The sequence below is a fragment of the Nocardia sp. NPDC049737 genome (assembly GCF_040674755.1).
GTDB lineage: Bacteria > Actinomycetota > Actinomycetes > Mycobacteriales > Mycobacteriaceae > Nocardia.
In genome coordinates this window covers 42047-63162 of sequence record NZ_JBFANH010000032.1, presented here as the reverse complement: position 1 = coordinate 63162, position 21116 = coordinate 42047, and the positions used below count along the sequence as shown (strand labels likewise).

Annotated in this window: 25 protein-coding genes and 1 pseudogene; 10 read left to right on the top strand and 16 right to left on the bottom strand. The window is 65.8% G+C overall.

The annotated features are described in order from the left end of the window. Positions 1-59 precede the first annotated feature (59 nt). Positions 60-2945, top strand: coding sequence for a BTAD domain-containing putative transcriptional regulator (locus AB0J47_RS34185; RefSeq protein WP_364355812.1), 2886 nt, complete (start codon positions 60-62; stop codon positions 2943-2945). A gap of 350 nt (positions 2946-3295) precedes the next feature. Here the strand turns inward: AB0J47_RS34185 and AB0J47_RS34180 are convergent, their stop codons facing one another. After that, positions 3296-4264 carry a sigma-70 family RNA polymerase sigma factor gene (locus AB0J47_RS34180; protein ID WP_364355809.1) on the bottom strand — a complete coding sequence of 323 codons (969 nt, stop codon included), beginning with the start codon at positions 4262-4264 and terminating at the stop codon, positions 3296-3298. Between the two features lie 131 nt (positions 4265-4395). On the opposite strand from AB0J47_RS34180, the gene AB0J47_RS34175 reads away from it, so the two are divergent. Further along, positions 4396-4785, top strand: a complete 390-nt coding sequence (locus AB0J47_RS34175; protein ID WP_364355806.1) for a PPOX class F420-dependent oxidoreductase — start codon at positions 4396-4398, stop codon at positions 4783-4785. Positions 4786-5014: 229 nt separating this feature from the next. Continuing rightward, entirely contained in the window at positions 5015-5737 is a 723-nt protein-coding gene (locus tag AB0J47_RS34170) for a VIT family protein (RefSeq protein ID WP_364355803.1), read from the top strand. A 49-nt stretch (positions 5738-5786) separates the two neighbouring features. Here the strand turns inward: AB0J47_RS34170 and AB0J47_RS34165 are convergent, their stop codons facing one another. Both AB0J47_RS34165 and AB0J47_RS34160 read right to left on the bottom strand, forming a co-directional pair. Further along, positions 5787-5945, bottom strand: a complete 159-nt coding sequence (locus AB0J47_RS34165; protein ID WP_364355800.1) for a hypothetical protein — start codon at positions 5943-5945, stop codon at positions 5787-5789. An 11-nt stretch (positions 5946-5956) separates the two neighbouring features. Next, complete coding sequence (locus AB0J47_RS34160; RefSeq protein WP_364355797.1) at positions 5957-6472, bottom strand: hypothetical protein; 516 nt, start codon at positions 6470-6472, stop codon at positions 5957-5959. Positions 6473-6613: 141 nt separating this feature from the next. On the opposite strand from AB0J47_RS34160, the gene AB0J47_RS34155 reads away from it, so the two are divergent. Continuing rightward, positions 6614-6805 carry a heavy metal-associated domain-containing protein gene (locus AB0J47_RS34155; protein ID WP_062990687.1) on the top strand — a complete coding sequence of 64 codons (192 nt, stop codon included), beginning with the start codon at positions 6614-6616 and terminating at the stop codon, positions 6803-6805. Here AB0J47_RS34155 and AB0J47_RS34150 read toward each other — a convergent pair. Further along, positions 6754-7074 (bottom strand): helix-turn-helix transcriptional regulator, encoded by a 321-nt coding sequence (locus AB0J47_RS34150; RefSeq protein ID WP_364355794.1) that lies wholly within the window; start codon positions 7072-7074, stop codon positions 6754-6756. The genes AB0J47_RS34155 and AB0J47_RS34150 overlap by 52 nt on opposite strands. Positions 7075-7128: 54 nt before the next feature. Between AB0J47_RS34150 and AB0J47_RS34145 the strand changes: the two genes are divergently transcribed. After that, positions 7129-7440: a hypothetical protein gene (locus AB0J47_RS34145; protein WP_364355791.1), complete on the top strand. Its 312-nt coding sequence runs from the start codon at positions 7129-7131 to the stop codon at positions 7438-7440. Between the two features lie 226 nt (positions 7441-7666). Here AB0J47_RS34145 and AB0J47_RS34140 read toward each other — a convergent pair whose 3' ends face one another. Beyond that, positions 7667-8692 (bottom strand): DUF418 domain-containing protein, encoded by a 1026-nt coding sequence (locus AB0J47_RS34140; RefSeq protein WP_364355788.1) that lies wholly within the window; start codon positions 8690-8692, stop codon positions 7667-7669. Between the two features lie 227 nt (positions 8693-8919). On the opposite strand from AB0J47_RS34140, the gene AB0J47_RS34135 reads away from it, so the two are divergent. Then, positions 8920-9390, top strand: coding sequence for a MarR family transcriptional regulator (locus tag AB0J47_RS34135; protein ID WP_364355785.1), 471 nt, complete (start codon positions 8920-8922; stop codon positions 9388-9390). Next, positions 9387-9755, top strand: coding sequence for a DUF5313 family protein (locus AB0J47_RS34130; protein WP_364355782.1), 369 nt, complete (start codon positions 9387-9389; stop codon positions 9753-9755). The genes AB0J47_RS34135 and AB0J47_RS34130 overlap by 4 nt, the downstream gene beginning before the upstream one ends. A gap of 4 nt (positions 9756-9759) precedes the next feature. Here AB0J47_RS34130 and AB0J47_RS34125 read toward each other — a convergent pair whose 3' ends face one another. The 7 genes and pseudogenes from AB0J47_RS34125 to AB0J47_RS34095 all read right to left on the bottom strand — a co-directional run bounded on the left by AB0J47_RS34125 (position 9760) and on the right by AB0J47_RS34095 (position 14693). Continuing rightward, positions 9760-10404, bottom strand: coding sequence for a response regulator transcription factor (locus AB0J47_RS34125; RefSeq protein WP_364355779.1), 645 nt, complete (start codon positions 10402-10404; stop codon positions 9760-9762). Continuing rightward, positions 10401-11546, bottom strand: a complete 1146-nt coding sequence (locus AB0J47_RS34120) for a histidine kinase (RefSeq protein ID WP_364355776.1) — start codon at positions 11544-11546, stop codon at positions 10401-10403. Before AB0J47_RS34120 ends, AB0J47_RS34125 begins: the two co-directional genes overlap by 4 nt. Positions 11547-11806: 260 nt before the next feature. Continuing rightward, positions 11807-12688, bottom strand: coding sequence for an aminoglycoside phosphotransferase family protein (locus AB0J47_RS34115; protein ID WP_364355773.1), 882 nt, complete (start codon positions 12686-12688; stop codon positions 11807-11809). A gap of 47 nt (positions 12689-12735) precedes the next feature. After that, entirely contained in the window at positions 12736-13440 is a 705-nt protein-coding gene (locus tag AB0J47_RS34110; protein ID WP_364355770.1) for a hypothetical protein, read from the bottom strand. A gap of 116 nt (positions 13441-13556) precedes the next feature. Further along, positions 13557-13934 (bottom strand): hypothetical protein, encoded by a 378-nt coding sequence (locus tag AB0J47_RS34105; RefSeq protein WP_364355768.1) that lies wholly within the window; start codon positions 13932-13934, stop codon positions 13557-13559. Positions 13935-13960: 26 nt separating this feature from the next. Beyond that, positions 13961-14263, bottom strand: a pseudogene (locus AB0J47_RS34100) (ionic transporter y4hA); the annotation flags it as partial. Positions 14264-14297: 34 nt separating this feature from the next. Continuing rightward, a complete protein-coding gene (locus AB0J47_RS34095; protein ID WP_364355765.1) occupies positions 14298-14693 on the bottom strand; it encodes a nitroreductase/quinone reductase family protein in 396 nt (131 codons plus the stop codon). A gap of 194 nt (positions 14694-14887) precedes the next feature. On the opposite strand from AB0J47_RS34095, the gene AB0J47_RS34090 reads away from it, so the two are divergent. Continuing rightward, entirely contained in the window at positions 14888-15538 is a 651-nt protein-coding gene (locus tag AB0J47_RS34090; protein ID WP_364355762.1) for a PhoU domain-containing protein, read from the top strand. 147 nt (positions 15539-15685) lie between these two features. On the opposite strand, the gene AB0J47_RS34085 is transcribed toward AB0J47_RS34090, so the two are convergent. Then, positions 15686-16594 carry a LysR family transcriptional regulator gene (locus tag AB0J47_RS34085; RefSeq protein ID WP_364355759.1) on the bottom strand — a complete coding sequence of 303 codons (909 nt, stop codon included), beginning with the start codon at positions 16592-16594 and terminating at the stop codon, positions 15686-15688. 70 nt (positions 16595-16664) lie between these two features. Between AB0J47_RS34085 and AB0J47_RS34080 the strand changes: the two genes are divergently transcribed. Beyond that, positions 16665-17819: a TDT family transporter gene (locus AB0J47_RS34080; RefSeq protein WP_364355756.1), complete on the top strand. Its 1155-nt coding sequence runs from the start codon at positions 16665-16667 to the stop codon at positions 17817-17819. Here AB0J47_RS34080 and AB0J47_RS34075 read toward each other — a convergent pair. Continuing rightward, the gene (locus AB0J47_RS34075) at positions 17809-18633 is read right to left on the bottom strand and encodes a thioesterase family protein (RefSeq protein WP_364355753.1); all 825 of its coding nucleotides are present in this window, start codon (positions 18631-18633) and stop codon (positions 17809-17811) included. The genes AB0J47_RS34080 and AB0J47_RS34075 overlap by 11 nt on opposite strands. Before the next feature lie 28 nt (positions 18634-18661). Beyond that, the gene (locus AB0J47_RS34070) at positions 18662-19261 is read right to left on the bottom strand and encodes a TetR/AcrR family transcriptional regulator (RefSeq protein ID WP_364355750.1); all 600 of its coding nucleotides are present in this window, start codon (positions 19259-19261) and stop codon (positions 18662-18664) included. Positions 19262-19336: 75 nt separating this feature from the next. On the opposite strand from AB0J47_RS34070, the gene AB0J47_RS34065 reads away from it, so the two are divergent. Beyond that, positions 19337-20224, top strand: a complete 888-nt coding sequence (locus AB0J47_RS34065; protein ID WP_364355747.1) for an oxidoreductase — start codon at positions 19337-19339, stop codon at positions 20222-20224. Here AB0J47_RS34065 and AB0J47_RS34060 read toward each other — a convergent pair whose 3' ends face one another. Next, positions 20225-21109, bottom strand: a complete 885-nt coding sequence (locus AB0J47_RS34060) for an RNA polymerase sigma factor (RefSeq protein WP_364355744.1) — start codon at positions 21107-21109, stop codon at positions 20225-20227. Between the last annotated feature and the right edge of the window lie 7 nt (positions 21110-21116).

Genomic DNA, 21116 nt, shown 5'->3' with positions numbered 1-21116 from the left:
AATGAACGAGCCGTTCGCCGGATGCGCGCGTATGCTCCCTGGTCCGGGAGGTCGGGTCAGTGCAGTTTTCCGTATTGGGCGAGGTCTGCGGGTGGCGTGGGGAGACGCCGCTCGAATTGGGACCTCCGCAACGTCGCGCGGTACTGGCCGCGCTACTGCTGCGTGCCGGAAAGTCGGTTACCGCAGCGGAATTGGTGGACGGCATCTGGGGCGAGGATCCGGTGCCGCGCGCCATTGCCGCACTGCGCACCCATGTCGCGCAATTGCGTCGGGTGCTGGAACCTGATCGGATTCCGCGCGCGCCGTCGACGGTGCTGGTCTCGGTCGGTGACGGTTACGCATTGCGGATCCCGCCGGGCTCGACCGATATCGAGGAGGTCGAGGCCCTGGTGGGAACGGCCGAACGGGTGCGCGGCGCGTCACCGGAGGCGGCACGCGAGGCACTGATCGACGCACTCGTCCGCTGGCGTGGGCCCGCGCTGAGCGGATTGGCCGGACCTTTCGCCGAACGCCACCGCACCCGCCTCGAGCAGTGGCGCTTGGCGATTCTCGAGGACCGACTCGCCCTCGATATCGAGGTCGGCCGTGCTGGCGGCGCGGTCGCCGAACTGGGTCCGCTGATCGATGAGCATCCATTGCGTGAACGGTTCCGGGCGCTGCTCATGGCCGCGCTGTACCACTGCGGCCGCCAAGCCGAGGCGCTCGAAGTGTACGCACGAGCCCGCCGCGATCTGATCGACGGAATCGGAGTTGAACCCGGCCCGGAGTTGACCGCGATGCACGAACGCATCCTGCGGGCCGAAATGCCGACACCGCGGCAGCACGGCTACGGTCCGGAGCCGGTGGTGCCAGCGCAACTGCCGCCGGATATCGCCGATTTCACCGGCCGCGAGCAGCTGGTCGAGCGCATTACCGACCAGTTGACCAGCGGTGGCAGCGCAGTCGCCATTTCCGCGGTCGGCGGCATGGGCGGCGTGGGCAAGACAACATTGGCCCTGCATGTGGCCCATCACGTGCGCGATCGCTTCCCGGACGGACAGCTGTATGTGAACCTGCGCGGCGTCGATCCGGTGCCGACCTCACCCGGTGACGCACTCGGCGGATTCCTGCGTGCGCTCGGCATCGCGGAGGGCGAGATTCCGGGCGCCGTCGACGATCGTGCGGCCCAACTACGCACCCGCCTGTCGGGTAAACGCATGCTGATCGTGCTCGACAATGCCCGTGGCAGTGCGCAATTGACGCCGCTGCTCGCCGGAACTTCCGGCACCGCGGTGCTGATCACCAGTCGTTCGGCGCTGACCGAGATGCCCGCTGTGCGTCGCACTCGCCTCGACGTGCTGGAGCATGACGAGGCCATGGCGCTACTGATCCGCATCCTCGGCCCGGAACGCGTCGCCGCTGAGGAGAGCGCGGCACGGCAGGTCGTCGCACTGTGCGGTTGCCTACCGTTGGCGGTGCGCATTGTCGGTGCGCGACTGGCAGTTCGGCCGCAATGGACGATTGGATCGTTCGTGGCACGTCTGGCCGATGAGCAGGGTCGGCTCGCGGTGCTCGAGACCGGCGAACTCGGCGTCGAGGCCGCATTCAGGCTCGGCTATGGGCAGCTGAATGAACAGCAGGCCAAGGCTTTTCGCACGCTTGCGCTCGTCGACTTCCCGGATCTGCCGGTCGACGGCGTGGCCGCGGTGCTCGGCATCGCGGAGTCCGAGGCCGAGCGGATCTGCGAATCGCTGGTCGATCTGAGCCTGCTCGAGACGACGGTGCCCCGTCGCTACCGATTCCACGATCTGCTGCGGCTATTCGCCCAGAGTGTCGCCGACGAGGACGAGTCGGCGGTGCTGGTCCGGCTGCTGGACTACTACCTCGCGGGTGCGAAGAACCTGTTGAGCGCCATCGACTACAGCAACATCACGCGCCTGCTGGTCCCGACCACAGTGCCAGGTCGGCGGTTCGCCAACGGTTCCGAGGGGCAGGTGTGGAACGACGTCGAGCGACCCGTCGTGATCGCGCTGCACCGGCAGGCCGCCAGGGTCGGTGGCCGCGCACTGCGGGTGGCCGCGGATCTGGCCTGGGTGATGGCCGAACTGATGGACGCGGGCACCCGCGCCAGGGAATTATCCGAGGCACTGACAGCCCTGCTGGACACCGCAATTCGCGACTCGCACGCGAGCGAACGCCGCATCCGGGTCGCGCTCGGTGCGCTGCTGCAGGTCGGGCTCGGTGAGGTCGAGGCGAGTCTGAAATATCTCGACGCGGCGGCCGGGCCACCCACAGACGATGCCGATCGCCGGATCGCGGTGCTTTCGGAAGTACTGCTCGGCATTGCCGATCGACGACTCGGCGATGTCGAAACCTCGCGTCGGCATTTCGAGAATGCGATGCGCTTTGCCCGTGAACTCGGCGACCGGTCGATGCAGGCCTGGTGTCTGGCCTTGGTCACCCGAACCTATTGCGAGGCAGGCCGATACGACGAGGCGGTCGATATCGCGGACCGCGCCATCGCGTTGGCGCAGGCGTCCTCGAATACGGTCGCACTCGGTTGGGCCACCCACGAATTGGCGGCCACGCTTTCGATGCGCGACGAGCACGAGCGGGCACTCGAACTCGGCCGCGATGCCGTGCGGATCGCGCAACGCAATGGTGTGCGCCTCTGGGAGGGTTGGGCGCGAACCAGATTGGCGCAGATCCAGCTGCGCGCGGGCAATGTGGTCGATGCGGAAAGCCAAGCCGCGGAAGCGGTTCGGTTGCTCACCAAGGCGGCCGATCCGATCGATCGGGCGCGCGCGCTGGCGCTGCACGCGAGCGCGTTGGCCGCACAGGGACGCACCGGCCCGGCCACCGCGGAATTCGGTGAGGCAGCCGAGATCTTCCGGCGCGCGGGGCTGGCACCACCCACCATCGACCGGCTGTTCAGCGCCGCGCCGACCGCCGATATCGCGGATTAGGCGGCGTTTATCCAACATTTATCGGTCGCTGATGGTTGCCTGGGATTCTCTGGGTTGATGCGATCACCGTCGTGGGTTTCACCGGGCGGGCGCGCTATATACCGCCTTGTGTACGAGGGGTACGCAAGGCGTATCGACATGTCCAACCGCGGTGTTTCGAGCGATTCGCGGGCGTCGCATCGACAGCGGCCGCGGGCCCGCCGGGTCCGGTCCACGCAGTCCGCGCACGCCGTGGTCGCCCCGGCAGCACCGGTTGCCGGTGCGCCCGGTCCATCGCTATCTGAAAGAATCTCGAGTCGCAATCTGACGAGTCCGTGACATGCGCCCCTCAACGAACGCGGGCCGTACGCCTACATGGTCGCCGGAAATCCGCATGCGGTGACCAAATTCGCGTCACCGAAGGCGGCGATTCGGGTGATCGCCCCGTGTGTGGTGGTGAGCACCGCGAGTCCGAAAGCCCGGTAGCCGCCATCTGTTTCGCGGAGGTAGGCGACGGCGGCAGGTTGTCGGTTGGCTGTGGTCGGCAACATGAGCCAATCGCCCGGCGTGCCGAGTACCTGTGTGGCGAGGTAGGCGACACAGGCACGTTTTCCTGCGAACCATGTTGTGGCGGGAGGCATTTCGAGAACAGCGTCGCGGTGCAACAGGCGCTCGATGGCGGCGGCGTCGGCATTCTGGAATGCGGTCATATATGCGTCGAGCAGTGCCCGCTGCTCGGGTTCGGTCGGACTATTCGCATCGACCGCGCCGAGTTCATCGAGCCGGGCCCGCGCACGCTGCAGCGAACTCTTGACCGCGGCCGTGGTCGTGCCGAGCAATTCGGCCACCTCGGCAGCCGAAAAGTCCAGGATGTCGCGCAGCAGCAGAACCGCACGCTGTTTGCCGGACAACTGTTGCAGACAGGCGATCAGCGCGAGCCGCAGGCTGTCGCGGGCGGCGACAATGCTGGCCGGATCGTCGGATTCATCGGTCACCAGCTTGTCCGGCAGCGGACCGAGCCATTGCACCTCGAGGTCCACGGTCGAAGTACCGGACGGGTCGGTGGCGGGCGCGCCGAGTCCGGACGGCAGGACGCGACGGCTGCGATGTCGCAGCGCGGACAGGCAGGCATTGGTGGCGATTTGATAGAGCCAGGTCCGCACCGACGAGCGGCCTTCGAAGCCGTCGAAGGCCCGCCAGGCGCGCAGATAGGTCTCCTGGACCAGGTCTTCGGCGTCGTCGGGTGAGCCGAGCATCCGATAGCAGTGCGCGAGCAATTCGCGCCGATACGGCTGGGTGCGGCGATCGAATTCGGCATGCGCGGTGCTCGCCTGCGTCATCGGCGCCTCCTTCCTGTCTCGAGGTCCTCGTAGAGATAGACCGACCGAGCGCCGAAAAAGAATCGCCGCACCCGATTCCTTCGGGCCATCACCTGGGTCTACCTATCCGACCACCCGCAAAGGAGACCGCGATGAAACTCGATAACAATGTCCGCACGCTGATCGACGAACCGCACGCCGCTATCCTCTCGACCCCGAATGCCGACGGCCGGCCGCAATCGTCGGTGATCTTCGTGAAGTACGAGGACGACACCGTGGTGTTCAGCACCATCAAGGGTCGGCTCAAGACCCGCAATATGCTGCGCGATCCGCGAGTCAGCCTGCTGGTACTGAGCCGGACGAACGGTCGCTACGTGGAGATTCGCGGACGAGTGGATATCACCGAGGATCCGGAGAAGACGCTGCTGTACGAGATGTACGGCCGGTATATGAACGGGGCCACCCCACCGCCGGAACCGGAGGCCGAGCGGCTGATCGTGCGGATCACGCCCGAAAAGCTGTACACTTTTCCGCCGTCCTGATCATCCTGTGCCACAACGAGCTTCGAGTGTGAACCGCGCCGACGTCGGATCCGTCTGGATTTGGGCATCGTCGGACGGTGCCCGGCCTACGACCTGCCGAATCCGGACAGGCGCGTCACGCCGACCGACCACACCGATCGGCTGGGTGTGCCGCTCGCCCGCCTCGACTGGCGCGTGAACCCGCAGGAAGACACTGATACCTTCCGGACTTTGGCATAGTCTGCGGCTTATGGACGAGACGCTCGGTTCGCCGCACCCCCACGAACCACATCGTGAGGGTCTGGCGTCGCGGCTGAACTGGTTGCGCGCGGGCGTACTCGGAGCGAACGACGGCATCGTGTCGACCGCGGGTCTGGTTGTCGGTGTCGCGGCGGCGACGACCAGCGCCTCGGCCATTTTCACCGCGGGCATCGCCGGACTCACCGCGGGTGCGATCTCCATGGCCGTCGGCGAGTACGTGTCGGTGAGCGCACAGCGGGATTCCGAGCGTGCACTACTGGCCAAGGAACGCACGGAACTCAAGGAAGAACCGGAATACGAGCTGACCGAACTGGCCGATATCTATCGGTCGAAGGGGCTGACGCCGGAGACAGCGCGCAAGGTGGCCGAGGAGTTGACCGCACACGACGCATTCCTCGCCCACGCCGAGGCCGAACTCGGTCTGGATCCGCACGAGTTGACCAATCCATGGGCCGCTGCCGTCTCCTCGGCGGTCTCATTCACCCTGGGTGCGCTGCTGCCGCTGTTGGCGATCATCCTGCCGCCGACCACGGCGCGTATTCCGGTGACATTCGCGGCAGTGCTGATCGCGCTGGCGATTACGGGGTCGGTCAGCGCGCGGCTCGGCGGCAGTAATCGCGGGCGCGCGGTGTCGCGGGTGGTGATCGGTGGTGCGCTGGGGATGGCGGTCACCTACGGCATCGGTCAATTGGCGGGTATTTCCGGATCGTGAAACGGGCCGAGGGAAACCCTCGGCCCGCTCACTGCTCAGCATGTCGACGTCAGTAATAGTGCCGTCGACCGCCGACCGGGTGCCGCCCCACCGACCCGACGAGGGCGAGTACCGCACCGATGATCAGCAATATGATTCCGGCTGTGGTGAGCAGACCGATGCCGAGTAGCCATCCGACAATGAGGAGTATCAAGCCGAGGATGATCATCGTTCTTTCCTTTACTTGGTCGTCTTGACCGTTGTGCGGCCGGATGTTTCGACCGGTGCCGACCCGCCGGACTGGCGCATGAACCGATTCCAGCTCCACGCCGGCTTACCGCCCTGCGGCGGGGTGTCCTGCGTGGCGGGTTGGGTCGCGGGTGGTGTCGCGGCGGGCGGTGGTGCCGCCGCCGGTGGCGTGCTTCGACGCGGCTCGGCCGCCTTTGCCTGGGCCTTTTCTTGGGCCTTTTCCTGGGCAGCCAACTCCCGGCGCGACTGCCGCAGATCGCGCCGTGCGGCGCTGCTGCGACGGGAACTACGCCAGAGGCCTGCCAGCAGCAGGCTGAGGCCGAGCATCCCGATCGCCCCGATTGCGATCCCGTAGAGGAAAAGTTCCCCCGCGGAGACGCTGAAGTGATAGTCGAATACCCCGAAATCGCCCGGTGACGTACGAACTTCGCCCGTATTGGCCGCCACTCCGGCAACGCCGATAATTACCGCGCCGATGAGAACGACGAGCCCGATGATAATGATCATGACAATCCCGTTGCGCTGGTTGATATTACTTTCTGGCTATGCCCGGTGATTCCGAAATCAAACACCACGCCGGCGCGGCGTTTGAAACCTGCCGATCGGGTTATCCGCCGAACCGAAGACAGCCCCTACCAGGAGGTCGTGATGACCTACACCTTCGATATGACCGATTACTCGGATGAACGCGCCGTCGTCGCCGAACGCGCGCTCTACAACCTCGGTGGCGTGCAATCGGTCGACGTCGACCGCACTTCGGAAACCATCACCGTAAATTCCACCCTTTCCTACGGTGAAGTACTCGACGCGATCCGCTCCGCGGGCGTCGGTGCGAAGTAGGCGGACCTGGCGTATTCGCTCGGACTGACCCCGCGCACGCGTTTGAATGCCGTGCTGAATCCGAAGGCGTCCGCGTAGCCGACCCGGCGGGCAACCGCACTCACGGTGGCGCCGGGTTCGGCCAACAGGTCCGCGGCGATCGTCATCCGCCAATCCGTCAGATATGCCAATGGCGGTTCGGCGAACCGCTTGGCGAGTGTGGTGCGCGAGACGCCGGCGACGGCGGCCGAAGTGGTGAGAGTCCATGGCGCGCCCGGTGTTTCGTGCATCACCCGCAATACGGGACCGACCACGTCATCGCTCGCTTGCGGTACTCACTCGCGATGGCCACGGGGGGCAGGATCTACGAGTTGTCGGGGCCGCGCGCGCTGACATTCGCGCAAGCCGTCTCGCAGATCGCAACGGCGGCAGGGCGTCCGATCGAATACGAGACATTGACGCCCGACGCCTACCGAACCGAACTGCTCGCCCAGGGCCTTCCCGAGGAAGTCGCGACGGCGCTGAACGCGATGTTCGAGCTGATGCGGACTGGGCGCATCGCCGAACCGACGGACGGCGTGCTCGCGGTACTCGACCGACCGGCCACCGATTTCGCCGAGTACGTCGAACGCGTCTGGTCCGCCCGATCGGTCTAGCGGCGCGCCGCCCAGGTCGAGGTGTCGGGTCCACCCGACCGGTGCAACGCCGGTCACGTCGAGGTATCGACGCGAGCACGCAACCGAAAACCGTCATCAGAACCGCTGACGCGATACCGAGCCGCCGAGCGAGCGGTTCGGCCAGGATCGTGGCGAAAAGCAAGACGAACATCACCCACCAACTGGTCCATGACGCCCCAGTCTGCGGTGATTTGCTGAGATTTCCCTAGCGACCGCGCCCATACGGCACTGTGAGTTTCCGGCGTTCCTGTCGCGTCAGGCGGTTCGGTACCAGTCGCCACCAGGTCACACACCGCCACACCCATTCCAGCGGGCCATAGCGAAACCAGCGCAACCAGTAGTAACTCCACACTGCCTGCACCGCGATGATCCCGACGGCCAGGCCGAGTAGTGCGCCGTAGCGATTGGAATCGGATATGCCCAGCCATGGGTCGGCGGCCAGGATAAGTCCGGTTGCCGAAACGTAATTGGTCAGCGCCATGCGCCCCATCGGCTCGAGCACCTCCGCGAAAACCTCACCGGTCTCGGTGCGCAGGAACAGCAGAAATCCGGTGAGATATGCGAGCGCGCCGAGTAGTCCGGCCACCGGAGCCACACTCCCGGTCCATAGGTTGGTATATGGCGTGCGGTACTCCCATACCCCCGCCGCCACCGCCGCAGGCACGGCCAGCGCGAATACCATCGCGATCCGCCAGCCGCCATCGGGCAGGCTCTCCGCGAGACCGAAACGGTCGGCCGCCATGCCGAGCAGGAACAGACCCGGCACCAACCCGAGCCCACCGCCGATCGTGACCGGAACCCCGATCGTGGCGACCAGCCCGGCGAGCAATATCACCCAGCGCGCCAGACCAGCCGCAGGCAACAGAACCACCAACCCGACCATCGCGTACGGCAGCAACGCCTCACCCGGCTCGAACACATGGTGGATCAAGCCGAGCACACCGAGCGCGACGAGCCGACGCGCGAGTACCAGCCGCGGACGGTCACTGCGCTCGGCGGCACGATCCAGGAACAGCGAAAAGCTGAGCCCGAACAGAAACGAGAAGATCGGAAAGAACCGTCCCTCGAACAGCACGGACAGCACGTGCCATATCGGATCCACGATGCCAGGCCCGGTCATCGCCCGCATATCGGTGATCTGCCAGATATCGACCACCAGAATCCCGCACAGCGCAAAACCGCGCACGGCGTCGAGCGCGTGGATGCGCGGACGCGCACCGGCGTGATCCATATGTCCACGCTAACGAGACTCTGCCCGAGATCCGGTGAAGACAGCGCCGCTCAGCCCAGATTGCCGACGAGCCGCCCACGCGGCAAACGCATCCTTGGCATCGAGAATCTCCCGTGCCCTGCCACCTCCGGTTCTTACGCATTTTGGTGAACTCGGTGACCACACCCGCTAATAGTTCGTACACTAACGATTCATGCACTAAGCTTGCTGGCGAACTAGGAGGTTCCATGGAGGCCGACGATCCGTTGCGGCTGGATCGGCAGGTTTGTTTTGCGCTGGCCGTGGCCAATCGGGCGGTGCTCGGGGTGTATCGGCCGCTGCTGGAACCCCTCGGGCTCACGCATCCGCAGTATCTGGTGATGTTGGCGCTGTGGAGTGAGGCGCCGATGTCGGTCAAGGCGATTGCCGAGGCGATCCAGTTGGATTCGCCGACGCTGTCGCCGCTGCTCAAGCGGCTGGAGTCGGCCGGGCTGATCACACGAGGGCGCGATAGTCGTGACGAGCGCAACCTGGTGGTGGATCTGACTCCGGACGGGCGGACGCTGCGCAAGCAGGCCGAGCAGATTCCGCCCGCCGTAGTGGAGCGACTCGGCGTGACCTTGGCGGACCTGGAGGAACTGCGCGAAGTACTGACCCGGGTCAACGCGGCCGCACGGCACGCGGGTGCCCCTGCCACGTCACGAGGAGTGCACGCATGACCCGACCCAATCCCATTCAGTGGATCGGCTACGCCTTCGGGCGACGGCTGCCGGATTCGTTGCGCGAGTGGGTGCGCAACGATCTCACCGGCAAGTACGCGACGCCACGTCATCTCCTGCGCGGACTGATGCCGTTCACTCCACTGTTCGCCGCTTTCCTTTTGTTCCCAGGCGAACTGTGGTTGCGCGGCTCGATGGTGTTGTTGGCGTTACTGCTCGCCCTGTTCTACACGACGGCCTTCATGCCGATGAATCGCGCGCACCGGCTGGCCAAACATGGACTGCCAGCGGATTTGCAGAATCCGCAGCGGGCGCGGCGCCGGGCGCTGGAGCGGGCGACATACGCGGCGCAGCATCCGCACTGAGAATTCAGTGGTGACCGACGCCGAGTACCGCGAGCCGAACACGGTTGGTGGCACCGGTTTTCGTCATCAGGTTGCCGATATGCGTTTTGACCGTGGTGACGCCGAGGTGCAGGCGTTCGGCGATTTCGGCATTGGATAGCCCCGCCGAGACCAACGTGAGGACTTCGGCTTCGCGATTGGTAAGTCCTTGTGGTGCAACGTGATCCGGGGTTCGATCGGCCTCGCGTGCGGCCACAGCGGAATCCACCAGTCGCTGCAGTACCGCCTGCGTGAACGGTGACTCGCCCGCGGCGGCGCGGTGGATGCCGTCGAGCAGATCGGTGGGCGAGGCATCCTTGACCAGGAAACCGCACGCCCCCGCGGCGAGTGCGGGGTACAGGTGGTCGTCATCGTCGAAGGTGGTCAAGACCACGACGCGGATCGATGGCCTGGTTGCGAGAATGCGCTCGGTGGCGCGGATACCGTCCATACCGGGCATGCGCAGATCCATCAGGATGACGTCGGGAGAGGTCTGCTCGGCCAGCCGAACGGCTTCGCCCCCGCTGGCCGCCCGCCCGACGATCTCGAGTTCGGCATCGGCCTCACAGAGCATCTGCAATCCAGCGCGGACCAACTGCTGGTCGTCGACGATGAGTACCCGAATCGTCATGACGCCACTGCCCTCCCGACGGAAATCGGCAGGGATGCGTCGAGCCGCCAACCGGAATCACCCGGCCCGGCAATGAATTCGCCGCCGAGCAGTTCGACCCGCTCGCGCAGTCCGACCAAGCCGAGGCCCTGCCCGCTGCCCTTGCCGGTGTGCGTCCCGTTGTCGCGCAGCACGAAATCGACCGTCCCATCCTCACGTGTCGTAATGGCCAGTTGGGCGGTCGCTCCCGAACCCGCGTGCTTCACGACATTCGCCACGCCCTCCTGCGCCAATCGCAGCAATGTCAATGACCGCAAAGCATCCACCCCGGCATCGTCGACCTCGACCTCCACAATTGTTCCCAATCGCACGGCCCGTTCCGCGACGGCCGCGATTGCGGCGGGCAGATCCGTTGGCGCGACGAAGGGTTCACCCGCCATCGTCGGATCCCTTAATACAGACACCAAAAGTCTTAGGTCAGCGAGGGTTTCGGTGCCGCTGGCGTGAATATCGTCGAGCACCGCACGGACCGCAGGCGGCGCGTCCGCAACCGCATGCCGGGCCACGCCGACCCGCAGCACGGTGGACGAGACGTGATGTGCGATCAGATCGTGTAGCTCCCTGGCGATGGCGGTCCGTTCCACCGCTCGCGCCGCCGCGATATCGGCCTCGCGGCGCTGCGAAATCTCCTCGGCCAGCTGCCTGGCTCGGTCGGCACCCGCACGTGCCGCGTACAGGAGATGTCCGATCAATAGCGGTGCACCGGCCATGACAAGCGCTCGGTAAACGGTCGCCGCTTCCGCTCCCGAGGGATGCAGCAGATAGGCCCCGCCCAATGCGCCCGCCGCCGCCCAAGGCTGCCATCCACTGCGACGGGCCGCGAGCCCGATGAGAGCGATCGCGGCGCCCACCTTGGGGACCAGTGGGCCGGTGCCGCCGATCTCGTAGCCGAGCACCAACAGCCCGGTCACCAGTAGCGACGTCACGAACGGCCAGCGGATGCCGACGGCGGTCACGAATACCGCGAGCAGGCCGATGGTCCAGTCCACCGGTCGGGGCGCATCCGAAAGCAGCAGCAGACAGCCGATCGCCGATGCCAACAGCACGCCCACGCGCACTGGCAGTGCACGGACATCGAGCAGCCAGTCCACACTCCTGGTCACGCCCGAATCCACCACGCGGACCATGATGCCTGGTCGGGGCGGGCATCGACTCCTTCCGGCGGAGGATGCCCCTCCTCCCGGAGGCCGAAGTTCCTACGTCCTGCCTGCCTTCGCGGTTCACCAGTAGCGGCGACGCGCGCAGCGGCGGGCGGTGAAGTTGGGCGGCCTGGTCTCGGTCGGCCTGGCGCGCCGACCGTTTCGCCAAGGGGCGTCGGCCGGGCGGGTGGCGTGGAGTCGTTTTCTTCGCATAGCCGGGAGGGTCAGCGCAGAGCCCACGGGGCAATGGCCTGGACGGCGGGCCAGCCGAAGTCTTCGGTGTCCTCATCTTCGACGAACCACAGCCAGTTCTGCACGGCGCGGACCAGCGTCCAGGCACGGGCGCGATCCGGATCGAGTCCGGCGATATCGACGACGGCGGCGAAGCGATCGTCGAGGGCGGATTCGGTGCGCCGGTTCCACAGCAGCGACAGCGTGGTGAATTCGAGATCGCCCGCCAGGGGCTGCGGATCGATGACGAGCCACGGTTCGCGGCCGCCGCCGAGGACGTTCTCGAAGTGCAGATCCTCATTGACCAGCAGGCGGTCCGCGCTCGGGCCGAGCTGAGCGCAGACCTCGACGGCCGCATCGAGCATTTTGCGTGGGAACGGAGCGCCGAGGCGCTGCCAGTCCTTCGGCAGCTCCTCCACCAGGCGCTCGGCCTCACTGCGCAGGTCGCGGGAGAGGCCGGGCGGAGCGGGGATGGCGAGCCGACGCAGCAGGACGGAGATGATCCGAACCGCGTCGTCGATGGGCTCGAAGTCCAATGACCGGGCGGGATCGAGTCGTTCCAGCAGGAGTGCGCCGTACTCGGCATCGCTGTCGAGCAAACGCACCGCGCCATTGCCTGCCCAGGCGGTCAACGCGACCGGTTCATCGCGGGTCTCCGGAGTGAGATGGCCAAGTTTGAGCACAACCCGACTGCCATCCGCGCGCAAGGCGGGCAGCACCAAGCCGCCATAACCGTGCATGGGCGCGCCCTCGAACCGAAGCTCCCAGCGCTGGGCGTACCGCGCCGCGAGTTCGGGCAGACCGTCCAGCCAAACCCGGGCCGCGGGCTCCATCTCGGCGAGACGATCGGCGAAGAATTCGGGGACAACGATCACCGATCGAGCATCTCAGCCGTGTCGAACGAATTTCGTCATCGCCTCGACTACGGCAGTCCGGGCAGCGGCGGCAGCGGGGGCAGCGGCGGCAGACCCGGGATGATGATCGGATTCTGCGGGGCCGGGTTGGGGTTCGGATTCTGCGGGGCCGGGTTGGGGTTGGGATTGTCCGGAACCGGGTTGGGGTTCGGATTGTCCGGAACCGGATTGGGGCTCGCATTGCCCGGGTTGGGGCTCGCATTGCCCGGGACCGGAACCGAGCGAGGCACCGGATTCTGCGGCACCGGCGGCGGTTCCGCAACGCCCTGACCTTGCGGTATGCAGTTCCAGCCGCCATCCGGTGACAGGGCCCATTGCGCGACGATCCCTTCGTGCGAGCAATCATCGCCGACCTGGTGCTGATTGCGCGCCTGTTCCCGCGGTGCGCAGACCCACAGGCCATTGCGCATATCCCATTGCGCGACGATCCCTTCGTGCGAGCAATCATCGCCGGGCTTGCGCGCCGGTTGTGCCGCGGAGGTCGTCGCGCGGTTCGACGGCGGCACGAGCGGTGGTGCGGGGACGGGCCGGGCGGTGGTGGTCGACGTCGCCGATGGCGGTGCGTTCTTCGAATCCTGATTCGATCGCAGCAGCAGAGCGATCGCGACCACCAGTGCGAGCGCGGCGGCGATTACGGCCGCGATGGCCATGACGCGCCCGTTATCGGTTCCGCGATCACCGCCGGGTGTCGTGCCGACGCCGGGTTCCACCATCGCACCGCCTTCGTGCCGAGTAGGGACTACCTTCACGAAAAGCTCTGCTGGCAGGCTACCGAAGATCGCAGTGCGAAAGATCAACTTTGGCGACGTGTGTTCGTGCAGGTAATGCCCTATTTGATGCCGACGCGCACCTTGACGGCGTCATCGCCGGTTTCGTGCAGCGCCTGACTGATCAGACTGCTGAGATCGATGCGCGGCGCTGTGGCGGCGACCGCATCGGCCAGCGGCCGCAGTCCCGGAAGCAGCGATTTCAGCTCCGGCCCGACCTTGTCCATCCATTCGGTCACCCGCTGTAGGAACGGCACCAGGCCATCGCCTTCCAGATACATCTGCGGACTGTTCCCGGCCGTGACCAGCGGACCGACCGCCTCGACGAGATCGTCCAGCGACTGACCGAACCGCACCAGATTGGCCGCGCCGATCGAGGTGGCCGGTCCCGCCCATTCGATATCGCTCGCGGCCAACTGGAAGCTATTGAGCTCGATCACACCGGCTACGGACTACCCGCGATGAACTAAAAAGCCGAGAACAGGGGCACATGTACACCGCCCTCGCAGTAGCGTCGCCCGACCCGGAACCTACGTCAGTACGCCGACGACGACCGCCAAAGCGAGCAGCACCATCTGCGTGGCGACGAGCCCGAGGACCGGTCACCGTCTAGCCAGATAGTTGCTACGGCGATCGCCGGAATGGTCATACCGATGCTCGCCCAGGAGCCGAGCGCGAGATCAAGGCTGATCTGCACCTGATCGCGGCGTGCGGCGCGCACGGACGCAAGGGCTTCCGGCGGTAGGACGAGCATTGCGATGGCCATGCCACTCGATCGCGTGTGATCGGGCGCATGCGCTGCGTCAGTCTTCGAGATCGATCCGGACGGTCAGCAAGTCGGTGCCGAGCAATCGAACACCCACACTGTTGGCCTTGGGCAACGATTGCAACCGGGCGCGCGGATCATCATCCGGCAGTAGATGTGCGGTACCGGTATGCCAATGACCGTGCAGCCGCACTCGAACCCGGTTGTCGGCCTTGATATTTCGAATGTACTGCGACTTGTCCCCGAATTCCGAGACGAGCCAGAACTCCTTGCCGACCCGGCGACCACCGATCGGCGTAATCCGCGGCTGCTCACTCTTGCGCCCGACGGTCTCCAGCAACTGCTGTGTCGGCAATCTGCGCAGAATCGGATTCCCCAACCGTCGCTGAAATAGCGTCACAACTCGGTGCTGAACATCACGCAAGTTCGCCATCTCCCGACGCTAACACCAGCTGATCGCATTTGGCACCGTGTCGGGTCACGACGGCGTGGGGTGGGCAACCGGCGACGGCAACTGCACGGGGCGACGTCATTTCGAATGTCGAACACCCAGGTATTCCAGCCTTCGCGGCGATCGAGTCGAGATTCTTCTATGGGACGGCGCGGCGATAAGCGACAATGTGCGGAGTGCGGACCCAGTTCACTCGCGAGCTCATCGCGTTGACCAATGATTTGACGCTCATGTGTCGGCTCGCCCACGATGCCGCCGAGCGTGTCACGGCCGCGCTCGGCGACGCCGATCTCGCCGCCACCTATGAGGCCTTCGCGCTCGACGAGCAGCTACAGAAGATGTACGCCGCCTGCGAGGCCAGAACCGTGGTGCTGCTCGCATTGCAGGCGCCGGTCGCGCGCGATCTGCGGCATGTGGTCACCGCCATCCAGATCGCCGGTGAACTGTCCCGGATCGGCTCGCTGATCAGCCGCGTCGCCGATCAGGTCTACAAATACCACCCAGAATCCGTTGCACCCCAACCTCTTATGGAAATCCTCACCGCCCTGGGTCGGCTGGCCGCGCGGCACACCGCCCTCGCGGGCGAATCGGTCGCCACCGGCCGCCAACCCGTCACCCCGGAATCCGGTATTCCCGCAATGGAGCAACTCCACCAACAACTCCACTCTGCGCTGACCGAGCGAACCGCCACCGAGGCCGCCATCGATATCGCCCTGGTGGGCAATAACCTCGAAGGCTGTATCGACCACACCATCCGCATCGATCGCCTGATCCGCTTCCTGGACACCGGAATTCCGCCGACGGCCCAAACTTCCGAAGCCAGCTAGTGCCGCGTCCAGACCGTACCGAGCCTTGGTTCGGAGGGTTCCGTCGAACGCAGTCGAATGGTGGTCGCCCACGTCGCATCGACCGCGATATCGCTACGCTCGGCGAGTAGCCGGAGCGGGTGGCACAGCAGGCTATCGGGACTGGCGCTAGGTGGTGCGGCGGGCGATGACGTAGAGGTCGCGGGCGGGGCCCGTGAGGCGGTTGCCCGCGGGCCAGACGGCACGCAGGGTCCGAGTCAGGTCAAGGCCGGTGACGGTCGGGGAAACGAGGGTGCCCGCGGCGATTTCGGGGGCTACGGCCAGGGAGCTGAGGACGGCGGGGCCGACGCCGGAGGCGACCGCGGTTTTGATCGCGGTGGTGGAGGAAAGTTCCAGCGCAACGGTGGGTTCCCAGCCCGGAATGGCCCGCGCGACAGCATTTTCGAACCAGGTCCGGGTGCCGGATCCGAGTTCGCGTTGGATCAGCGCCGTTCGAGCGAGTTCGGCCAGGTCGACCGAGCCCTGGCGGGCCCAGCGGTGTTGCGGGGCGACCACGACGACCAGTTGATCGCGGGCCACGATATGACTCTCCAGCCCACGGAAATTCCGCGGACTCTCGATGAAGCCGATGGCATCCTTGCCGTCGAGCACCGCCTGCGCGACCTCGACGGAATTGCCGGACTGCAATGCGATCGCGGTACCAGGTGCGGTCGTGCGCAGCATCATGAGCCAGCCGGGGAACAGGTATTCGGCAATGGTCTGACTCGCCGCCACCCGCAGCTGCGAATCACGCTCGGCACGCAAGGTGTCGATGCCCGCGTCCAATTGCTTGGCCGCATCGACGACTCCGCGTGCCCATTCGGCGATCAATGCCCCGGCCGGGGTGGGCCGGGAACCGAGGGTCGTGCGCTCCAGCACCGGCATCCCGACCAACTTCTCCAGATAGCGGATGCGCGAGGACGCCGAGGGCTGGCTGATGCCGTGCGCCTTCGCCGCACGTCCGAGACTGCCCAGTTCGATGACCGAAACCAGCAGGTCGAGCGCGGCCAGATCAGGGACACGCGGCGACAGGGGCATAGAACGAGTCTATGCATCCATAGGTACGCGGTGGCTACTCGACACTATCTACGCAGACGAATCTGAACACATGACCGCCATAGCGACCTTCCGCCCCGCAACCCCGCGGCATCTGCTCGGCGAGCTCGGACAGACCGCGACCCAGCGCCGCTCGCTGCGGCACTTCGCACCCAATTGGTTCGCCGCCGTCATGGGCACCGGCATTGTCGCCAATGCCGCCGCCACGCTGCCGCTGCAGTTCCCCGGACTGCGCGGCGCGGCGACGGTTGTCTGGGCGCTGGCCGCACTACTGCTGGTGGTTTTGAGCGCCGCCTGGGTCGTGCACTGGACGCGCTATCCGGAGCAGGCCCGCAGCCACAAGGACCACCCGGTCATGGCGCATTTCTACGGCGCACCGCCGATGGCACTGGTGACCGTTGGTGGGGGCACGCTGGTGCTCGGCCGCGAGGTGATCGGCCTCGATGCCGCACTCGCCATCGATTGGGTGTTGTGGTCGCTCGGCACCGCGCTCGGCCTGCTGACCGCCGTCGCCATTCCCTACCGGATGTTCACCCACCACCACATCGAGCCCGATGCCGCCTTCGGTGGCTGGTTGATGCCCGTGGTGCCGCCGATGGTGTCGGCCGCCATGGGAGCACTACTGGTCCCCTATCTGCCCGAAGGCCAGTTGCGGCTCACCATGATCCTGCTGTGCCTGGCCATGTTCGGCCTGAGCCTGATCGCCGCGCTGGTCACTACCACCATGGTCTGGTCACGCCTGGTGCATTACGGCGTCCCGCAGTCGGGCATGGTGGCGACCCTCTGGCTCGTGCTCGGCCCGCTCGGCCAATCCGTCACTGCCGCAGGCCTGCTCGCCAATGTCGGCCCCTCGGCACTGCCCGAGCTCTATGCCAAGGGGCTGACCGTCTTCTCGGTGATCTTCGGCGTGGTCACCTGGGGGTTCGCGATGATGTGGCTGGCGCTGGCCGCCGCTGTCACCGTAAAGACCGCTCGCGCAGGCGAATTGCGGTTCAATCTGACCTGGTGGGGCTTCACCTTCCCGCTCGGCACCTGCATTACCGGCAGCACTGTGCTCTATGGACACACCGGCGCCGATATCTTCGCCGTCGCCGCGGTCGTGCTGTATGTCGGACTGGTCAGTGCCTGGGCAGTCGTCGCTACCAAGACCATCCACGGTGTACTCATCGGGCCGCTACTGCGACCGGCCGGATCCGTCAGGCCTTGAAATACACCAGCTGATGGCTAGTCGCGAGCAACCCACCGTCGTGCGCCCAGAGTTCGGCCGACTGATCGAAGAATCCCTTGCCGAAATGCTGGGAGCGCGCGGTGGCCAGCAGCGACTGATCGGATTGGGCGGCGAGGCGGTCGGTGTCGGCGTGGAAATACACGGTCAGCGTGACGGTTCCGGCGGGCACGACTCGGCCGAGTCGCAGCATGACCCGCGGGAAGAACACATCGCTCAATGCGGTCAGGGCCGGATAGTCCAGCGGGCGCGCGGGCCGGTCGCGGACCCAGAGCGTTGTAGTGGAAGTCGGTTGTGCCGCAGCGCCGTCGAGTTGGGTGATACCGCCCTCGATGAAGCGCATTTCGTAGTTGTCCACCCAGGCAATGAATTCGGGCAGCGCGTCCGGTTCGATGGTGTCCGGTGGCGGGGCGGTCGGTGCGGTGGCTTCGGTCGCGGTCCAGGTTTCGCGGCGGGTGCCGAAAACCGCGGTGGCCGTGGTGGTCACGACGCCGTCCTGACTCATCGATAGCGTCCAGTGCTGGGTAGTGCGGTTGGTTCGCACCGGTTGCGCCGCAATAGTGAAGGGGCCCTCGGCAATCGGGCCCGCGAAGTTGACGGTGAGCGAGATCGGCTCACCGAGACATTGCGGATGTTGTTGTACCGCACGCAATATGGTTGCCGCGGTGATGCCACCGAATGGGCCGACCATATTGGCGTACTCGGGAGTCGTTCGACCACTGAAGTTTCCGGTGCCGTCCGGTGTCAGCGCGACTGCGCTGTCGAAGGCGTGCCGTGCCGTCACGGTCGAACTCATCGATTCTCCTCGAGTAGGTGGGCGCAGGTCAATCGCGGGGGCGCAAACCGTAGGTCAGCTGGGTAATCGTTTCGGTCAGTGCCGCTTCCACGTTCTCGGCCTCGACAAATCCGGACCCGACAAAGGTGGCCAACCCCTGCAGTGCGGCAATGGCGGCGATACCGATCCGCATCGGATCGCCCGCAACGACTTCGCCATGCGCCTGCCCCTCGGCAATCAAGGCGATGGGCACGGTGAACGCCCGCCCCACCGCCGCCAGCATTTCCTCGCCCGAGGTCGGACTGTGTTTGCGCGCGAACATCAGCGCGAGCAGCGCCGGATTGTCGATCGCGAAATTCAGGTAGGCACGCGCTACGGCATGCAGCCGCTCGGAGAATGATCCGGTCGGGTCGCCCTCGCCGTACACCGCGGCGAGCCGGTCGAATCCGACCAGCGCGAGCGCGTCGAGCAGCGTCTGCTTATCCCGGAAGTGCCTGCTCGGTGCGGCATGACTGACGCCGAGGTCGCGGGCCAACTGACGTAGCGAAAGCCCGTCCACACCGGACTCGCGCAACGTCGCCTCGGCGCGCTGAAGCAGTTCGGCGCGCAGGTCACCGTGGTGATAGGAGCGGGAGCGGACAAAACTCATGGTTGCTGCAGGATATCCGATGCCTGATCGATTGTTGGCATTGACTACTTTGTTGACACTGCCTACATTGGCGCTATGACGAACCAAAAGTGGACTTCCGCAGATCTGCCCCGATTCGACGGCCGCACCGTCATCGTCACCGGCGCAAATAGTGGGATCGGCCTGGTGACAGCCCGTGAACTGGCCCGCGTCGGCGCTCACGTCGTACTCGCGGTGCGCGATATCGCACGCGGCGAGGAAGCGGCGAAAAGCATTTCGGGCCACACCGAGGTGCGCGAACTCGACCTCGCCGACCTGGCCTCGATTCGCCGGTTCGCCGCGGACTGGTCCGGCGATATCGAGGTATTGGTAAACAATGCGGGCATCATGCTGGTCCCCGCCGGACGCACAAAGGATGGTTTCGAGCGCCAATTCGGCACCAACCACCTCGGCCATTTCGCGCTGACGAATCTGCTACTGCCCCATATCACCGACCGCGTGGTGACCGTCTCCTCGCAGGCCCATCGCCGCGGCAGCATCGACCTCGACGACCTCAACTGGGAAACCCGAACCTACAACTCCGCCGCCGCCTACGGGCAATCCAAACTCGCCAATCTGTTGTTCACCCTGGAACTACAGCGGCGCTTCACCGAATCGGGATCTCGACTCGCGCTCAGCGCCCATCCCGGTTGGTCCGCAACGAATCTGCAGAGCCATTCCGGCAACCGGATCCTGCACGAGGTCATGCAGGTGGGCAATAAACTGCTCGCCCAGGATGCGAGTTTCGGCGCGCTGCCCACCCTGTTCGCCGCCAGCCAGCAGCTGTCGCCGGGAAGTTACGTCGGCCCGGACAGCTGGTTCGAATTCCGCGGCTACCCGAAGGTCGTCGGCCGCAGTTCGGCCGCGGCGAATGCCGACCTCGCCGCCGCCTTGTGGACCAAATCCGAAGAACTGACCGACGTGCGCTTTCCAGCCAACGCGTAATCAGTCGAGCAGCGGGAACCTGCCCGAATTCAGCAATACCGCGATCGCATCCATTTTCGCCTGCGGCGCAGCGTAATCGGGGTGCAGCCGGATTACCGCGGCGGCGTCGTGCAGTCGGATCATCTGCTGTTCGACCTCGGTGACGCTGCGGCCGCCCGTACTCACCGCGTGTCGGGCGAATACCGGCCGCTTCGGATCGACGCGTCCGAGCGCCAATGCCTTGTCCACCCGACGCGAGCAGCGACAGAACGCCTCGGGATCGGCCACGCCGCAGGTCGCATTAAGGAAGGTGCCGATGCGTTTCTTGGCCCGTTCCAACCGCTTTCGGAATGCGGGGGCGGTGATACCCAGAATCCAGGCCGCATCGGCGGAGCCGAGTTCGAAAACGTCACCGAGTACAAAGGCAACCCGCTCATCGCGGGCCAAACACTGCAGCATGGCTTGACTGCAGTTCAGCCGCACCTCATGGGCGAGCAGTTCGGCCTCGGGTCCGCGATAGTCGTCGGCGGCGAGCCCGTCCGCCAATCCGTCGCGGTATGCGTCGAGGCTGAGCTGCGCCGCCTCCTGGGGCGTCTGGCGTTTGAGATTCAGCAGATAGTTGACGCCGATGCGGTAGGCCCAGGTCAGCAGCTTGGCCTCACCTCGCCATGTCGCGAGATTGCCGACCACTCGCAGCAGAATCTCCTGCGTCGCGTCCTCGGCTTCGGCGGGCCGCCACACCATGCGCAGTGCCAGCCGGTACAGCGGATCCTGTAGCTGCCGCACCACATCCGAGATGGCGGCCGCTTCCCCGGCGATCGCCCGATCGACCAGCCGCCGCTCCCGAGCGATGTCGTCGCTGTTTTCCGCCTTGGGCGGGTCGGGGTGCGATAGCTCGGGTTCCACCGCACAA